This window comes from Usitatibacter palustris (genome assembly GCF_013003985.1).
Lineage (GTDB): Bacteria > Pseudomonadota > Gammaproteobacteria > Burkholderiales > Usitatibacteraceae > Usitatibacter > Usitatibacter palustris.
This window is the reverse complement of sequence record NZ_CP053073.1, coordinates 3,372,430-3,389,512: the sequence shown is the minus strand read 5'-3', so window position 1 is coordinate 3,389,512 and position 17,083 is coordinate 3,372,430. Positions and strand designations below refer to the sequence as shown.

The following is a 17,083-nucleotide window of genomic DNA, read 5'->3' as shown; positions in this document are numbered from 1 at the left end:
GTCCGTGCCTGGCCGTACCCTCCTTTCCTGGCGATATCGCTGGCTGCTCTGGTCGTTCACGCGACGCGAGCTCCTCAACCGCTATGTGGGCTCCGTCGCGGGCGCCGCGTGGGCCATCGTCCATCCGCTGGCGCTCCTGGCGGTCTATGCCTTCATCTTCACCATGGTCTTCAAGGTCCGCCTGCCCGAGGCAGCGGGCGGGGCCAGCTACGTCGCCTTCGTGGCCGTGACCCTGTGGCCCTGGCTGATGTTCGCCGACGGGCTCCAGCGCGGAATGAGCGCGGTGCGGGCCAATGAAGGGCTGATCCGGAAGGTTGCGTTCCCGAATCGGCTGGTCGTGTACTCGGCGGTCGCCTCGACCTTCCTGGTCCACCTGGCCGGATTTGCCACGGTCCTTGCCGTCCTCGCCGCCATCGGCCAACCCATCCATGCTTCCGGGCTCGTCGTGGCCCTCGCATTGGTCGCGATGCTGGCGTTGGCTACCCTGGGCCTTGCGGCGCTGCTCGCCGCCTTGCAGGTGGTCCTGCGCGACGTGGAGCAGGTGTTTTCGGTCGCACTCACCGTGCTGTTCTACGCCACCCCGATCCTGTACCCCCTTTCGCTCGTTCCCGAGCCGCTGCGGAGCTGGGCCGCGGGCAATCCGCTGGCGACGTTTGCCGAGCGCATGCGGGAGGCCCTGCTCGCCGGGTCGGGTTTCGCCCCCGCCGATGCCGCGCTTCTCCTGGGCGCCATCCTCACGTTCGTGGCCGGCCTGTGGGTATTCGAGCGCCTCGCGCCCTATTTCGAGGACTTCCTGTGAGCGCCGCGCCGCAACGCGACGTCCTGGTCCGCGTCCAGGGCGTCACCAAGGACTATCCGAAGGTCGAGACCGCCGGCAGCCGCATCTCGACGCTCGTTCGCCTGCTCGCGGGCGGCACGGACCTGCCGCATTTTCGCGCGCTCGAGGGGATCGATCTCGAAGTGCGGCGTGGCGAATCGCTCGGGCTGATCGGAGTGAACGGCGCGGGCAAGAGCACGCTGCTCAAGGTCATCGCGGGCGTGGTGAAGCCCACGCGCGGAACCGTGTCCGTCGCAGGGCGGGTGTCGGCACTGCTCGAGCTCGGCAGTGGTTTCCATCCGGACTACTCGGGACGCGAGAACATTTTCCTGTCGGCCGCGCTCATGGGGCTTTCGAGCGCCGAGACCCGTGACCGCGTTGGCGAGATCGTGCAGTTCGCCGACATCGGAGAGCACATCGACGAGCCGGTGAAGCATTACTCCTCGGGCATGGTCGTGCGCCTGGGATTCGCCATTGCAACGGCGCTCCGGCCCGAGGTGCTCATCACCGACGAAGTGCTGGCCGTGGGCGACGAATCCTTCCAGAAGAAATGCATCCGCTGGATCGAGGGCTACCTGGCAAACGGCGGCACGCTGCTGCTCGTGTCGCACAGCATGTATCACGTGCAAACGCTCTGCAGCCGCGCGATGTGGCTCGATGCGGGGAAGGTGAAGTTCGCGGGAGATGCGTTCGATGTCACGCGCGAATACGTGACCTGGCACGAAGAGCGCCAGAGCCGGGAACCGGTGGTGGCCCGCGTAGCACCGAGTGCGCTCGTGCCCGCCGTGCGCGAAACCTGGCTCGAGCGCGCCGACGGCCGGCCCGCGACGACGTTCGCGCAGGGCGAGGACATCGTGCTCGAAGGCATCGCGTACGGACCCGACTCAACACCACCCAAGCTCGCCTTCGGAATCGGGCGCGCCGACGGTACGCCGGTCTACGGTTCGCACTCGGACGATGCGGGCTTCACTCCCGTGCCGATCGGCGAGGGCCTCTACTCATTTCGCCTGCGTATCGTTGCGCCGCGCTTCCTCCCCGGGAAATATCACTTCCGCGCCCACTCGATGGATCCGCAGGGGCTGAGGCTCTTCGACACCGTGATGCAGGAGTTCGTGGTCACCGGGCGCACGCGCGACTACGGGTTGGTCGAGCTCGCCCACGCGTGGGAGCCGGGGCGCGGCAAGCGCAAGACATGAGCGAGCTGGACAGGGCGGCGCAACTGCATCGCGAGGGGCGGCTGGATGAAGCGCTCGCGGTCTATGCCCAACTGCGCGATCGCGACCCGGCCTCTCCCGAGACCGCATTTCGAATGGCGCTGGTCCACGCTCAACGCAACGACCTTGCGGCGGCCAACGAGTCTCTTCGCGCCGCCGTCACGATTGGCGACGACGCGCGCTTCCGGTTGCTCGAGGGCGACTTGCTCGAGCGCAGCGGCGACGTGAAAGGTGCGATCGCTGCGCTGCGCAAGGCGCTCGCGCTGAACGGACAACTGGCGCCGGCCCACGCGCGGCTCGCGTTCCTGCTTCACGATGCCGGCGAGGTCGATGCCGCACTCGCGCACTTCGAGGCTGCCGCGAAGCTCAATCCCGGTGACGTGCGCGCGCGAAGCAACCTCGCGGGCGCGTGCGAATCCGCCGGCTCCGCGGCGCTCGGCGCCGGCCGGGTGACGCTCGCACATGCGCTGCTGCGGCGGGCGACCGAAGCGGACCCGCACCGCGCGAGTAGTTGGGTGCGCCTCGCGGCCGCGGCCCAGCATCTCGGGCTGATCGACGAATCGATCGACGCGTATGAACAGGCCGAAGCGCTCGACCCGCCCGACGCGGCGCAAGTCGGCAGTGCGCGGCTGGTGGCGCTGCATTACGATCCGCGCCGCACATCGAACGAAGTGTGCGACGCGCATCGCGCGTGGGCCAAGCGCCATGCGCCTTCGGTTCCGGCCCCTGCATTCCGCAACCGGCGCGACGTCACGCGCCGCCTGCGCATCGGCTACCTCTCGCCGCGATTCCACGAAAGCTCGCTGACGTCCCTGCTCGCACCCGTGCTCCAGGCCCACGATCGCGCCGAAGTCGAGGTTCGCTGCTACGCCCACCAGGATCTCGAAGATACGGACACGCGCCGTTATCGTGAGCTCTCCGATGCATGGGTCGACGTGCGCTCGCTCGATGACGCGGCCCTGGCGCGCCGCATGCGCGATGACGAAGTCGACATCGCCGTGGACCTCGCGGGACACACGCCCGGAAGCCGGATCGCGGCATTTTCCCAGCGCCTCGCGCCCGTGAGCGTGGCCTGGCTCGACTATTTCGACACGACGGGTCTCGAAGCCGTCGACTACCTGCTGACCGATGAAGGCCATTCGCCCGAGGCCGACACGCAGCCCTTCGTCGAGGAGCTCGTGCGCCTTCCGCGCCTTCGCTATTGTTTCGAGCCGCCCGCGTTCGCCCCGGCTGTTGAACCTCCGCCGTGCACCCGCGGCGGAACCGATATCGTTCTCGGGTCCTTCAACCGCATGGCGAAGATCTCGGCGGCCACGCTCAAGGCCTGGAGCCTCGCGCTGCACCAGGTTCCGAACGCCCGCCTCGTGATCAAGAACTCCGCCCTCGGGCATGACGAGGATCGCGCGACGTTCGCGCAGCGGTTTCGCGACCACGGCATCGATCCGGCGCGCGTCGAATGGCGCGGCTACTCGTCGCATGCGGATATGCTCGCCGAATACAACGGCATCGACATCGTCCTCGATACGTTTCCCTACACGGGGGGCATCACGACCCTCGAGGCGCTGTGGATGGGCCGCCCGGTCGTGACGCTGCGCGGACAGACGCTGATTTCACGGCAGGGCGCGGCACTCCTCTCGGCCGCCAGTCTCGACGAACTCATCGCGCACGACGCGAAGAGCTACGCGCAGATCGTCGCGGGCCTGGCCTCGGATCCCGCGCGGCTCGCCGGGCTCTCGAAGGACCTTCGCGAGCGAATGAAGGCCTCGCCCATCCTCGACGCCGCGGGCATGGCGCGCACACTCGAGCAAACCTATCGCAACCTCTGGAATCGCTGGCTCGACCGCAGCGCAAGCACGACATGACCGAAGCCCTGGAACGACAGGCGCGCGAGTGGCACCGGGCGGGACGCCTGGAAGAGGCCCTGGGCGCGTACCGCGAGCTCACCGAGCCCGAAGAAGCGAGCGCCGAAATCTGGAAGCTGCGCGCGATGGCCGAGCACCAGTTGCGGCGACTTCCGGAGGCCACCGAAAGCATCGGCCACGCGATCGAGCGCGATCCACAGCAGCCCAGCGCGTACCTCGTGGCGGCGCACATCGCGGAAGACCGTCACGACACGGCGCAGGCCGAAGCGTCGTTCCGCAAGGCGCTCGACCTCCAGCCGCAATGGGCGGCGGCGTGGTCGGGATTGGGTTCGCTGTTGCTCGCCAGCGGCCGCGCGGAAGGAGCGGCCGATGCATTCCGGCGTGCAGTCGACATCGACGGCCGCGCAGTGCGCGCGTGGAACAACCTGGGCATGGCGCAACTCGCGCTCGAGCGATTTGCCGATGCCGAGCGCGCGCTCAACTACGCCGTGACGCTCGATCCGCGCTACGGCCTCGCCCACTACAACCTTGCGCGCCTGCACGACGTGCGCGGCGACTCCGACCGTGCGCTCACCGCCGCGCGCCAGGCGGTGAACCTCGATCCGCGCAACGTCGAGGCGCAACTTTTCCTCGGCGACCAATACCGTCGCCGCCGCATGGCCGACGCCGCGCGGCAGTGCTACGTCAATGCGATGGCGGTTGCGCCCAGCCATTCCCGCGCGGCCATTACGGCAGCGGAACTCACCTGGGAGACCGGCTTTCCCGAGCAGGCGAAGCAGGAATTCGCGGACGTCTCGCAGAAGCATCCGGGCAATTTCAAGGCGGCCGTGGGCGCTCGGCTGATCCTCCCCGAGGTGTATCGCGATGCGGCCCACGTCGCACAATGCCGTGAGCAATACGCGCAGGGCCTCGAGCAGCTGCACGAGATCGCCGATCGCTTCGAGTGGGCGCGCCCCGAGGATGCGTTCACCGAGATTCGCTGGACCAATTTCTTTCTCGCCTACCAGGGCGGCGCCGATCGCGAGCTGCAGCAGCGATACGGCGCGCTCGCGCGCCGCGTGCTCGAGCGCGTGTCGCCCCAATGGCTGGAGTCGCCCAAGCGGCGCGCCTCGGGAGGCAAGCTGCGCATCGGGTTCTTCAGCCACTTCTTCTACAACTGCACGGCCGGCCGCTACTTCGCGAGCTGGATCCGCAACCTCGATCGCGAGAAATTCGACAGCTACGTCTACTACACGAACCCCTGGGTCGCGGAGGACACGCGCGCCCTCGCGGCCGCCGCCACTCGCTTCCGCCATCTGCCCGGCCGTCCCCTGCAGGTGCTCGCGCAGCACGTCCTCGCCGACGAGCTCGACGTTCTGGTCTATCCGGAGCTCGGCATGCACGCCGACACGTTCGGCCTCGCATCATTGAAGCTCGCACCCGTGCAGGTATCGGGTTGGGGACACCCGACCACGACCGGCTTGCCGTCGATGGATTGGTTCCTGTCGAGCGCGGCGATGGAGCCCGAGGGCGCGCAAGCGCTCTACGCCGAGAAGCTCGCGCTGCTGCCGGGACTCGGCACGAACTACGTGCGCCCCTCGGGCGCCGCCGACGGTGATCGCGCCAGCGCGGGCCTTCCGGAAGGACGCCGCCTCTACCTCGTGCCGCAATCGGTCTTCAAGATCCATCCCGACAACGACGCGCTGATCGCCGAAGTGCTCGCGCGCGATCCCCAGGGCACGGTCGTGATGTTCAAGGCGAACCATCCCGCGCTCGGCGAGGCGCTCGTTGCGCGCCTCGCTCCGCATTTCGAAGCGCGTGGCATGGAGGTCGACGAGCGCGTGGTTTTCCTTCCGTACATGACGCACGGCGAGTACCTTCGCGTGAATCGCCTTTGCGACGTGATGCTCGACACGCTGCATTGGTCCGGCGGCAACACTTCGCTCGACGCGCTCGCGATGGGCCTGCCCTTGGTGACGCTGCCCGGGCAACTCATGCGCGGCCGGCAGAGCGCGGGAATGCTGGACACGCTTGGCGTGGGCGGCGATTTGATCGCCCGTGACACGGACGACTACGTGCAGCGCGCGATCGGCATTGCGAGCGACGCGGAGCGGCGCCGTTCACTCTCCGCGCAGATCGTCGATCGTCAGGGCGAGCTGTTCGGCCGCGACGAACCCGTGCGCGCGCTCGAGACCTTCCTGGAGAGCGCCGCGGCGAGCTGAGCGAGCGCGCCGTCCCAGTGACGCGCGCGGTCCTGGCGATACACGGAGAAGCCGGGGAACCAGGGCGAATCACCTGCCTCCATCCAGCGCCATTCAGGCGGGAAGGGCACGAGCACGTCGCCCTCGCGTCCGAGCCCGGCGCGCAGGTGAACGAGCGTGTTGCTCACGCCCACGCTGAAGTCGACGATCGCCATCAGCGCCAGCGCTTCCTCGAGATCGATGTTGGTCGACGAGAAATCGTGCACCGGCCGGCCCATCGCGGCCGCGATTGCCGCAACGTCTTCTGCACGCGGATCGCGCTGGACGGCGATGAAGGTCGCATCGAGGCCATGCAACGCGGCACCCAGGGCCGCGGGCGGCAATTCCTTGAACAAGGTTTCGAGCGGCCCGAGCTGCGGCGTCCCGGCACGCCACGCGAGCGCGATGTACGGAGGCGGGCCGGCCGCTGCCAGCCGCGCGCGCATGGCCTCGACCATCGCGGGGTCCGGCGTGAGTGCGAGCGGTGGCGGTGCGTGCGAGCCTTGCGCAAGCAACGGCAAGTCACCGGCGAGGATCTCGTTCGTTTCCACGTCCGTGTTTTCCGACAGGACCTCATCGAACAATTCCGTGCGCCGCAGCATCGGTGCAAGCCGCGATGAGCCCGTGAATCGCAGGCGCCAGCCGAGCTCGCGCAGGCGCGGCGCGAAACGCAGGAAGAACACGACGTCACCAAGGCCTTGCTCCCCGACAATCGTGAGCGTCCGACGATCCGGCGAGAACGCCGGCAGCGAGTAGGGACGGCCGGCAAGCGCCCGCGCATCGGCGAACGCGAGCCGCGTCTGCCGCCACGCCGACTCGGGCCACGCCTCGTCGAACCGGCCGAGCAGGAGCAGCGCGTGGGCAAGATTGTGATGCGCCTGCGCATAGTCCTGGCGCGCCGCGATCGCGCGCCGGTAGTGCGGCAGCGAATCTTCCACGCGCCCCGTCTTGTGATGCAGGTGCCCCAGGTTGTAATGCGCCTCGGCGAGACTCGCGTCGAGCGCGCACGCGCGTTCGTATCCGGCACGCGCCGCATCGACGCGGCCCCGGGCCTGTTCGATGTTGGCGAGGTTCACGTGTGCGTTGGCGAAATCGGGATTCAGCCCCAGCGCCTTCTCGTAGTCGGCGCGCGCGCCATCGAGGTGGCCGCCGCGTTCGAGGACGAGCCCGCGCAGGTTCCACGCGTCGGCGAGCCGTGCATCGAGCGCGATCGCGCGATCGGCCGCGGCCCGGGCGGCATCGAGCTGTTGCAGCTCGAGCTGCGCGAAAGCGAGGTTCGACCACGCCTGCGCGAAGTCCGGCTGCGCGGCGACCGCCACGCGCAAGTGGGCGGCGGCCCGGCCCCATCGACGCAGCCGAAGGTTGGCCACGCCCGCGGCGACGCGAGCCATGGCATCCGCGAGGTTGTCCGAGACGGCGCGCTCGAGCCCCTCGAGCTCGCGTTCGAGGGGCTGCATCGGGTCGGCGGTTGAAGTCAGGAGGGAAGTGACGCGTGAAAGGGGCGTGGGCCTTATTCTATGCGCCGTGAGTTCCTATTTCATCGAGCAGGCGCAGCGCGCGCTCGCCCAGCGAGACCTGGCCAGCGCGCTCGCGGCCTGCCTCAAGGCCGTGGCCGATCCCGCTGCGGGCGCGCCGGCGTGGTTCCTGAAGGGCACGGTGGAGCTCGGCCTCGGCCGCCCGGCCGACGCAGCTGCGAGCGCGGCGCGCGCCATCGCCCTGTCGCCCGCCGACGCGCGCTTTCATGTCCTGGCGGGCAATGCCGCGGAGGATGCGGGGCAGGCAAAGGTTGCGGCCGCCGCGTACGAGGAAGCCACGCGCCTCGCGCCCGAATGGGCCATGGCCTGGCATCGCCTCGGGACCGTGCGCTATGGATTGCGCGAGACCGAGCCCGCGGCCCACGCGTTCGAACGCGCGGTCGCTTGCGATTCGGCCTACGTGCGCAGCTGGAACAATCTGGGCCTCGCGCGGCTCGAAGCGGGCCATCTCGATGCCGCGGAAGTTGCGTTGCGTCGCGCGCTCGACCTGCAACCGGACCACGCGCACGCCTTCCGCAACCTTGCACGCGTGCTCGCCGCCCGTGGCGACGCTGCCGGCGCCGAACGACTCAACGTGATTGCGTCGCGGCTCCCGACTTCCTAGCGGTTCTCACCGCCACCCGTACATCGAGAAGAACTTCCACGCCGACGCCACGAACCACGCGATGTGCCGCACGCCCTTGCGCGACGCGTCGCCGCCGTGGTGCACGATGCGCGCGCCGGGAACATACGCCACCGTTGATTCACGCCCCACGCGCAAGCTGAGGTCGTAGTCCTCGAAGTACATGAAGAAGCGCGGATCGAAGCCGCCGAGCTGCCTGAATAGCGCGGTGCGCATCAGCATGAAGCAGCCACTCGCGAGCGGCACACCCTTCAGCAGTTGATCGCCGATTACGTCGCGCATCTCGTAGGCATCGAGTGCGGCGGTGAAGCGGCGGCGCACGAACGACGGCGCGAATCCGCGAAGGAAGAGCACGCCTACCGAGGGGCGCCGCTTGCAGAGGTACTGGCGCGCGCCGTCGTCGCCGAATGCAGCCGGCGCGACGAGCCCCACGTCCGGGTGATCGCGAAGGACCGTCAGCGCAGCCGTGAGCGCGTTCGCATCGAGCTCGACGTCGGGATTCATCACGAGGTGGAAGTCGGAGTCGAGCCGACCCATCACCGCGTTGTTGCCGCGTCCGTAACCGACGTTGCCGTGGCCCGAGACGACTTCCGCAGATCCCAGCGCCGCCGGCCATTCGTCGGCGACTTCGCGCACGAGAGCGGCCGATTCCTGCGGGCCGTTGTCCACCAGGAGGAGGCGGGTGCCGGCGAGCACCCCGTCGGCACGCGCCTGGTTCGACGCGATGGCGAGCGACTCGACGGTGTGCCGCAGCAATACCGGGTCGGGGTTGTAGGTGACGACGGCGACCGTCAGGCGGGCGGGCATGGCCCGCAGACTACCACCGCCGCTAGAAGTCGAATCGCGTGAGGGTCTTCGCGCTCGAGACGCCGTCGACCGTGTAACTCCAGTTCGCGCTGTTGGCGTTCGTGAACGTGATGGTCACGGATCCGACCTGGCGCAGGCCCACGAGAGCGGGATTGAACGGGCCCGTGGGCGGAGGACCCGACAGGACGTACAGCGGGCCCGTGTAGGTCGTGGGTGTGGTCCACAGGCCATCGGCGAGCCAGTACCAGAGTGGGTTCCCGCCCGGCGCGTACGTGTACCAGGCGCCGAGCACCTTGTACGACGCGTGCTGCGTGAGATTGATCCCCCAGCCCGGCTCGGCAGGGTTGTACCAGAGCCCCGTCACCGTGAACGCCGGTGTTGCGCCCGGGTTCAGGTACGGCGCGATCGAGCCGTAGGCGATGTCGAAACGCGAGTAGAAATCCGGGGACGATTGCGCGGTACACGAGGCCTCCCCGCCCAGCAGCCCGCCGCGATGCAGGTATTGCGACAGGCTCGAGTCGAACGAAAAGATGCCCGAACCGCTGCTGCCGCCTTCGGTGGTGCCCGCCGTCCAGCGCACGCGCAGGAATCCGTTCGCGGGCGGATTGGGAACGAGGTCGGGCGTGATGTAGCCGATGACGCTGCCCTGCGAGACCTTCTTCAGGTCGCCGCGCGGATGATGGATGCCCAGGATGTCGATTCCCGGCGTGGCGAGCGCGGGATCCCATCCGGCGAAGAACGCGCCCGCGGGCGGCGCATTGACGAGCCGCACGAAGAGCACGTCGGTGTTGAGGTCGGCGTGCAGGATCGTCGAGCCGCCGGTCACCTGGACCATGCTGGTCGATAGCGTCAGGCTGCCGCAGGTGGCGCTCTCGTAGAACCAGAACGTCGTGAGCGTATTCGCGATCACCTGCTTCTGCGCTTGAGTGCGATAGGGCGGTTCCTCGGCGTCGAAGCAATGGTTTGCCGAGTAGAAGTACGGGATCTGCGAGGACGTGTCCGTGTCGTTGAGCAGCGTGCCCGTGCACAGGAACGCACCGCTGCCGACGATGAAGGACATGCGGGCCACGGAGTTGCGCGCGTTGATGTAGGCCTGCGACGGGTTGTCGACGCACTTCGCATCGATGTTGCAGCTGCCGGCCTCGCCGATCTTCGCGAGCGCCTTGGTGACGTTCTCCGTGGGCGAAATCACCAGGTGCGCGGCTTGCCGCACCGCGATGCCCGAGGCCGCGGGATCGTTGCCGGCGGGAATGAACGCTTCCGCGGTCAGCGTCTCGCCTTCGGTCACCGGGGACCACCACGCGGAGGTGCGGTCGCCGATTGCATCCACGCGCACCGGGCCTTCGAGCCGCTCGGGGCGCGTCGAGCCGAAGAACACCAGCTCGCTGCCCGCGGGTGCACCGCTCACGTCCAGGGCCACGCGCATCGCAGCAGCGCCCGGCGACGTGACGCTGATGCGCGCCGCGAAGCCTCCGGGAACCGCGACCCATTGCAGATCGGCCGCGGCGGGCACTGCCCCTTCGGCCTGCGAGACATCGCGCGCGACACCGATTCGCATGCGCTTCAGTTGCGTGCGCGCCGACGTGCGGATCTTCTCGACCTCGGCGGCGGGAAGAGGCGCGAAGCGCAAGCTGCGCGGCACGGCATTGGCCGGCGCGATGCGCAAGGTCGCGATGGGCGCGGCCTTGTCGGAGACCGCGAGCTCGCCGGGCACGGGCGCGGCAAACGCGGCGGAAACGACGAGGCTGGCGAGGAGGGCGAGGATTTTGCGCATGGTGTCTATCCAGACCGATGCCGCCGGGGCGAGTTCCTCGGCAGATGTGGCGGAATGTATTACCGACGCCCGGAAGCGACGGCGCCCATGGCCTCCAGCACGGCCTGCGGGGTGAGTGCCTGCATGCAGCGGGGTTCCGGGCACTCGGCGAGCGAACGCCCGCAGCGGCGCACCCATTCGATCTCGCGACGGAAGAGGATTTTCTGGTCGCGGCAGGCGAACGGATCGATCGTGACGTCGCGCCCCGGCGTGTCGCGCCAGAAGCGCCCGCGCCCCACGATCACGGAAGAGCCCGGGCCGTACAACGTGACGGTGGGAACGAACGCGAGGCGGCCCAGGTGCGCCACACCGGTGTCGGGCGAGAGGAGGACCGTTGCGCCGGCGAGCAACTGCCAGAGCTGCGCGAGGTCGAGCTTTCCGGCGAACGAGGGATAGCGGCCTTCCGGATCGCACTCGGCAACAAGCGCGGTTTCCTTCGCGCCCGCGCTCCACACCGGCGTGATGCCGCGCCGCTCGAGCTCGCGCGCGATCTCGGCCCATCGCTCCGGTCCCCAGCGCTTGAGCGAGGTGCTCGCGCCCACGTGCAGCACCGCATAAGGCGCCGTGGGGGCATCGAAGGCCCGCGCCTCGGGCGCAGGCCAATCGCCGCGCGTGAAGGGCGCCGGCTCGGGGCCCTCGACGAGGGCCGCGACCATGTCGCCCCACGCCGACGGTGTCGAAGGGTAGGGACGCAAGTCGTCAATGAACCAATTCTTCGACGCGGGCCGGTCGCCCGCATGGGCCACGATGTGGCGCGCGCCCATCGCCGCGGCAAGCCACGAGAAGCGGTTGTCGCCCGGGACGATTGCGAGATCGACGGGCGTTTCGCGAAGCAACGCCGACACGCTCGCGGTGTCCCGCGGTTCGAAGGGTAGGGCGCGAACGCCGTAGGGTTGCGTCGCATAGAGCGGCACGAACGCGGGATCGGCGAGCAGGATGATTTTGGCTTGAGGATGCAAAGCGCGCAGCTTCGCGAGCAGCGGCGTGAGCATGAGCGTGTCGCCCAGCAGCAGGTGATGCGCGACCAGGATGCGGCGCGGATCCTTCGGTGCGGCCGTGAGCCCCGGGGATGAAATCCGCGCGGTGAAGGCGCGGGCCACGACGAGCGCGCGGCCCGCGAGTCGATGCCCGCTAGCCATGCAGGGCGCGCTCGAACACCGCGATCATCCGGTCGACCATCAGCGACTCGCCGAAACGCTCACGCGCGGTCGCCTCGGCCTGCGCGGCGAACTTCGTGCGCGTCGCGCCGTCGTCCACGAGCATCGCGATCGCCGAACGCAGCGCATCCACGTTCTCCGTGGGCACGATCACGCCTGAGACGCCGTCGGTGACGATCTCGCCGATGCTGCCCGCGTTCGTCGTGACCACCGGCAGGCCGCACGCCATTGCCTGCATCAGCGCCTGGGGTACACCCTCGTTCGCATAGGAGGGCAGGCAGAAAAGGTCGAACGACTGCAGCCACGGAGAGACGTCGTCGCGGTTTCCCACCAAACGCACGCGCTCGCCGAGGTTTGCCGCGGCGACCTGTTTCTCGAGCGCCTCGCGCTGCGGCCCGTCGCCCACGATCACGAGCTGCAGGCCCGGCATCTTGGCGATCGCCTCGATCAGGTAGCGATGGCCCTTCCAGCTTCGCAGCGTGGCGACAATCCCGACGATGAACGCGTCGCTGGGCAGGTTCGTCACGGCGCGTGCGGCGGCGCGATCGGCGGAACGGAAACGCTCGAGGTCGATGCCGGTGGGAATCGACACGACACGAGCAGCGTCGGCACCCGTTTCCTCGATCACCTGCAGCCGCAGCTTCTCGCCCGTGGTCACGATGTGGTGGGCCTGGCGGTAGAGCCAGCGCGTCGAGAAGTTGCGAGGCACGGGCGCGGAGATGTGGCGCGTGCGCACGATCGCGCGTGATTGCCCGACGCTCGCGAGCGCGCCCAGCCAGCTATCGGTGGAGCTGTGCGTGTTGAGGACATCGCAGGGATGCTCAGCGAGGAACTTCCGCAACGCCATCACGCCACCCGGGCGTTTGCGTCCGATCGGAAGCGCAACGGCCTCGACACCGAAGCGCGCGGCCTCGGCGTGGATGCGGGCTTCCTTGGGCGAGACGAGGATCACCTCATGCCCGCGGCGCGCGACGCCGCGCGCTTCGGTGAGGACCCGGATCTCCTGGCCTCCCCAGCCGAGCGAGGATTCGGTGTGGACGATGCGCATGCGCGAAGCGTCAGGAACCGGAACGGCCCTGGAGGTGATGCAGCCCGGCGTAGACGCCGTCCCTGGCGAGCAACGCGGCGTGCGTGCCTTCCTCGACGATCCGGCCACTGGCGAGCACCACGATCCGGTCGGCGCGCTCGATGGTCGAGAGCCGGTGCGCGATCACGATCGTCGTGCGTCCTTCCATCAGCGTCTCGAGCGCCGCCTGCACTGCGCGCTCGCTCTCGGTATCGAGCGCCGACGTGGCTTCGTCGAGCAGGAGGATCGGCGCGTCCTTGAGCAGCGCGCGCGCGATCGCGATGCGCTGGCGCTGGCCGCCCGAAAGCTTGGCGCCGTTCTCGCCGATTTCCGTCTGCAGCCCCTGGGGCAGCGTGCGGATGAATTCCATGGCGTGCGCGGCGGTCGCGGCGCGCTTGATATCGGCCACGCTCGTGGTTCCGAGGCGTCCGTACGCGATGTTCGCCGCAACGGTGTCGTTGAAGAGCACGACGTTCTGCGACACGAGCGCGATCTGCTGGCGCAAGCTCGCGAGCGTGAGCGACTCGAGGTCGTGTCCGTCGATCGTGATGCGCCCGCTGCTCGGGTGGTAGAAGCGCGGCAGGAGGTGGATCAGGCTCGACTTGCCGCCGCCGGAAGGACCGACCAGCGCGACGGTTTCGCCCGGTGCGATGGACAGCGAGATGCCCTCGAGCGCGGGCTGCGTCTGGCTGCGATAGGTGAGCGTGACGTTCTCGAGCGCGATCGCCCCTTGCGCGCGGCCCAGCACGAACGTGCCGCGATCGTCCTCGGGCGCTTCGTCGATGAGGCCGAAGACGCTTTCGGCCGCGGCGAGACCCTTCTGGATGTGCTCGTTCACGCCGGTAAGGCGCTTGAGCGGCTGCAGCAACATGCCGGTGGCGGCGATGAACTCCACGAACGTCCCCACGTCCGTCGCACCGACGAACGCGAGCTGCGCGGCGAAGTAGATGATCGCCGCGATCGCGACGGCCACCAGCAGCTGCGTGATCGGCACGCTCGCACCCGCGGCAACCGACTGCTTCATGTTGAAGCGGCGGATGCGCTCGTTGGCTTCGCGAAACCGCCCGGCCTCGTATTCCTGGCCGCCGAAGATCCGGACCACGCGCTGGTTGGCGATCGTCTCGTCGAGCACGGCCGCGATGCCGCCGATCGCGTGCTGGCTGCCGCGGCTGGTCTCGCGAAGTCGTTTGCCGAACACGCGCACGATGATCGCCACGGGCGGGATCACCGCGAACGCGATCAGCGTGAGCTTCCAGTTCGAATAGAAGAGGATCCCGAGCAGCGCCACGATCGTGACCGTGTCACGCACCAGGACGGCGAGCACGCTGGCCGAAGCAGCGGCGATGTTGGTGACGTCGTTCGTGAAGCGCGTGACCAGGCGCGCGGTCGTGACGTCGTCGAAGTGCGCCGGCGGAAGCTTCAGCAGGTTGGCGAACATGAGGCCGCGAAGGTCGAGGATCACCTTGTTGCTCGCCCATTGCGTCATGTAGCCCGCGGTGAAGCTCGCGATACCGCTCACGACGAAGACCGCGACCACGCCCAGCGGCAGCAGGATCGCGAGATCCTTGTTGCGGTTCACGAAGAGCTCGTTGACGAGCGGTCCGGTGAGCTTCACGAGGGCGGCGTCGGCGAGGCCCCCCACGATCATCGCGAGCATGCCCACGAGCAGCGCGGCGCGATAGGGCCACACGTGGCGCAGCAAGCGGGTGTACAGGGTCTTCGCGGAAGTATCGGGCGTCATCGCGTCAGCATTCTCTCGTACAGCGCCAGGTATTCGCCAGCCATGGCTTCGGGCGTGAGCTTCGCGACGGCTTCGCGCGCGGCCAAACCCATGCGGGCGGCCGTCGCGGGATCGAGCCGGGCCAGCGCCGCGCCAAGTGCGGCGATATCGAGCGCGTCGTGCACGAAGCCGCTTTCGCCTTCGCGCAGCAGCTCGGCCGCGCCGCATTTGCGCGTCGTCACCACCGGAAGCCCGCAGGCCATGGCCTCGAGGGCGGCGTTGGGACACGGATCGTAGAGGGTCGGCAGCACGAAGCTGTCGGCCGCCGCGTAGTAGGGCCGGACGTCGGACACCGCACCGACGAAACGCACGCGCTCGGCGACGCCCAGGCGGCGAGCCTGGTGCGCGTAGCGATCGGCATGCTTGTCCTTGCCCACGACGATAGCCGAGTGCGACGCACCGGGGAGTGCCAGCGCCTGGAGCAGGGCGCTCACGCCCTTGCGCTCGAAGCCCGAGCCCACGTGCAGCGCGACGTTTGCCGACGGCGGCAGGCGCAGCTGCTGGCGCACGCTCTCGCGCATCTCGCCGCGCAACCCCGGGTGGAACTTCGCGCCGTCGACCGCATTGCGGATCAGCACGAGCTTGTCGTACGAGGTAGCGAACTGCTTCGCGATTTCCTCGCGCACCATCTCCGAGTTGCAGATCACCGCTCGCAGCTTTCGACTGGTGAACAGGGCGTACTCGGCCGACAGCACGTAGCGGTGATGCGGTGAAAGGCGCGTGGCAAACGTCGCCAGCCCGGACTGCACGCGCTCGCGCTGCGCCAGCCATTCGGCATGCACGCCATCGCCGGCGCGGTAGAGGTCGCAGTCGGGAATGCGTTCGTGGGCCTGCACGAGGTCGAAGTGGCGCTTCTTCAGCTCGCGTTGCACGGCGCGGGCGAAGCCCCAGTCGCGCCACAGGCTGCCTGCGTAGAAGGGGTCGAGCACGATCGCCGTGCCGTCGTGGTCGGGCCAGTGGCGCGTGATGATGGTGAGGCTCGCGCCTTTCGCTCGGAGCGCGGCGACCGCGCCCTGCACGAAGCGCTCCGCGCCTCCGAAAGGGTCGTAGCGGCTGCGGATCAGGGCCACGCGAGGCCCGAGCCCGCGATGGGCCTTCGCGGGTGTCGCGCTCAAGGGCGCGCCAGCAGGTCGTTGATCGCCGAGTGCACGCGTTCGACGGGAAGTTGCGTGAGGCACTCGCTGATCTTCCCGCCGCCGCAGCCGTCGTTGCCGCATGGCCGGCAGGGGTGGCCGCTGGTCACGATGCGGTGCGGAACCATCCACGGTCCCCACATCGCCTCGCCGCTGGGGCCGAACAGCGTCACCACGGGCGTGCCCATGGCGGAGGCGATATGCATCGGCGCGGAGTCCACGCCGAAGAAAAGCCGTGCGCGCCCCGTGAGCGCGCCCATCTCGCGCAGCGTGAGCTGGCCGGAGAGATCCGTGACGCCGGGGCCGGCCGCGGCGAGGATGCGGCCAAGGATTGCCTGCTCGCGGGCATCGGGCGCGCAGGTCACGACGACGCGGTGGCCGTCGCGCACGAGCGCACGGAGCAATTCCGCGTTCTTCGCTTCGGTCCACGCCTTGAAGAGCCAGCGGGAGGTCGGATGCGCATGGATGAAGCTCTTTGGCGCGAGACCCTGGGCGGCCAGGAGGGCATCGACGCGCTGGGTCGCCTCGGGACCGGGCTCCATCACGAGGCGCTTTTCCGATTCCTCGGGATACACGCCGACACGCCGCAGGGCATCGAGGTTGGTTTCCACCGTGTGGCGCGAAGCGGCGACGGGATAGCGGTGCGAAAAGCTCCAGCGCCAGAAGCGGCTCGCGCGGTTCGGGGCGACGGACCAGCGCGGCCGCAGGGCCTGCGCGAGCCAGGCGCCGCGCCAGTGGTCCGTGAGGTGCAAGATCAGCTGGTACTTGCGCGCGGAGAGCGTCTTGATCAAGGCCCCTTCGTGGCGGGCCTGCGCAACCAGCCCCTGCCTTTTCCAGGCGCGATCGACCGTGTGCAGGTTCGCGATCGCCGGGTGCCCCGCGAGCATGTCGCGCGTATCGGCGTACACCAGCGCATCGAGCTCGGCGTGCGGGGCGCGGTTGCGCAGCACCTGGAACACGGGCGAGGAGAGGAGCACATCGCCGTGGTGGCGCAGCTTGACCACGAGGATGCGCTGGACCGAGGAAAGATTGATCGCGTCGGGCACCATGGGCGGCCC

General features: G+C 68.9%; 13 protein-coding genes. 5 read left to right on the top strand and 8 right to left on the bottom strand.

The features are described 5' to 3' along the window. Positions 1–4: 4 nt before the first annotated feature. The 4 genes from DSM104440_RS16630 to DSM104440_RS16615 are packed head-to-tail and all read left to right on the top strand — an operon-like array spanning position 5 to position 6,094. The gene (locus DSM104440_RS16630) at positions 5–799 is read left to right on the top strand and encodes an ABC transporter permease (protein ID WP_171164587.1); all 795 of its coding nucleotides are present in this window, start codon (positions 5–7) and stop codon (positions 797–799) included. Then, positions 796–2,013, top strand: coding sequence for an ABC transporter ATP-binding protein (locus DSM104440_RS16625; protein WP_171164585.1), 1,218 nt, complete (start codon positions 796–798; stop codon positions 2,011–2,013). The genes DSM104440_RS16630 and DSM104440_RS16625 overlap by 4 nt, the downstream gene beginning before the upstream one ends. Then, positions 2,010–3,893 carry an O-linked N-acetylglucosamine transferase, SPINDLY family protein gene (locus DSM104440_RS16620; protein ID WP_171164583.1) on the top strand — a complete coding sequence of 628 codons (1,884 nt, stop codon included), beginning with the start codon at positions 2,010–2,012 and terminating at the stop codon, positions 3,891–3,893. Before DSM104440_RS16625 ends, DSM104440_RS16620 begins: the two co-directional genes overlap by 4 nt. Then, entirely contained in the window at positions 3,890–6,094 is a 2,205-nt protein-coding gene (locus DSM104440_RS16615; RefSeq protein ID WP_171164581.1) for a tetratricopeptide repeat protein, read from the top strand. The genes DSM104440_RS16620 and DSM104440_RS16615 overlap by 4 nt, the downstream gene beginning before the upstream one ends. On the opposite strand, the gene DSM104440_RS16610 is transcribed toward DSM104440_RS16615, so the two are convergent. Continuing rightward, complete coding sequence (locus tag DSM104440_RS16610; protein ID WP_171164579.1) at positions 6,019–7,569, bottom strand: CHAT domain-containing protein; 1,551 nt, start codon at positions 7,567–7,569, stop codon at positions 6,019–6,021. The genes DSM104440_RS16615 and DSM104440_RS16610 overlap by 76 nt on opposite strands. A gap of 67 nt (positions 7,570–7,636) precedes the next feature. Between DSM104440_RS16610 and DSM104440_RS16605 the strand changes: the two genes are divergently transcribed. Continuing rightward, positions 7,637–8,251, top strand: coding sequence for a tetratricopeptide repeat protein (locus DSM104440_RS16605; protein WP_171164577.1), 615 nt, complete (start codon positions 7,637–7,639; stop codon positions 8,249–8,251). Between the two features lie 6 nt (positions 8,252–8,257). Here the strand turns inward: DSM104440_RS16605 and DSM104440_RS16600 are convergent, their stop codons facing one another. The 7 genes from DSM104440_RS16600 to rfaQ are packed head-to-tail and all read right to left on the bottom strand — an operon-like array spanning position 8,258 to position 17,074. Next, positions 8,258–9,076 carry a glycosyltransferase family 2 protein gene (locus DSM104440_RS16600; protein ID WP_171164575.1) on the bottom strand — a complete coding sequence of 273 codons (819 nt, stop codon included), beginning with the start codon at positions 9,074–9,076 and terminating at the stop codon, positions 8,258–8,260. A gap of 22 nt (positions 9,077–9,098) precedes the next feature. After that, positions 9,099–10,850, bottom strand: coding sequence for a hypothetical protein (locus DSM104440_RS16595; RefSeq protein WP_171164572.1), 1,752 nt, complete (start codon positions 10,848–10,850; stop codon positions 9,099–9,101). A gap of 59 nt (positions 10,851–10,909) precedes the next feature. Beyond that, the gene (locus DSM104440_RS16590; RefSeq protein ID WP_171164570.1) at positions 10,910–12,028 is read right to left on the bottom strand and encodes a glycosyltransferase family 9 protein; all 1,119 of its coding nucleotides are present in this window, start codon (positions 12,026–12,028) and stop codon (positions 10,910–10,912) included. Continuing rightward, a complete protein-coding gene (locus tag DSM104440_RS16585) occupies positions 12,021–13,094 on the bottom strand; it encodes a glycosyltransferase family 4 protein (protein ID WP_171164568.1) in 1,074 nt (357 codons plus the stop codon). The genes DSM104440_RS16590 and DSM104440_RS16585 overlap by 8 nt, the downstream gene beginning before the upstream one ends. Before the next feature lie 10 nt (positions 13,095–13,104). Next, positions 13,105–14,853, bottom strand: coding sequence for a lipid A export permease/ATP-binding protein MsbA (gene msbA, locus DSM104440_RS16580; protein WP_171164566.1), 1,749 nt, complete (start codon positions 14,851–14,853; stop codon positions 13,105–13,107). Next, positions 14,850–16,007 carry a glycosyltransferase family 4 protein gene (locus DSM104440_RS16575; RefSeq protein ID WP_212758109.1) on the bottom strand — a complete coding sequence of 386 codons (1,158 nt, stop codon included), beginning with the start codon at positions 16,005–16,007 and terminating at the stop codon, positions 14,850–14,852. The genes msbA and DSM104440_RS16575 overlap by 4 nt, the downstream gene beginning before the upstream one ends. Next, entirely contained in the window at positions 16,004–17,074 is a 1,071-nt protein-coding gene (gene rfaQ, locus DSM104440_RS16570; protein WP_171164562.1) for a putative lipopolysaccharide heptosyltransferase III, read from the bottom strand. Before rfaQ ends, DSM104440_RS16575 begins: the two co-directional genes overlap by 4 nt. Between the last annotated feature and the right edge of the window lie 9 nt (positions 17,075–17,083).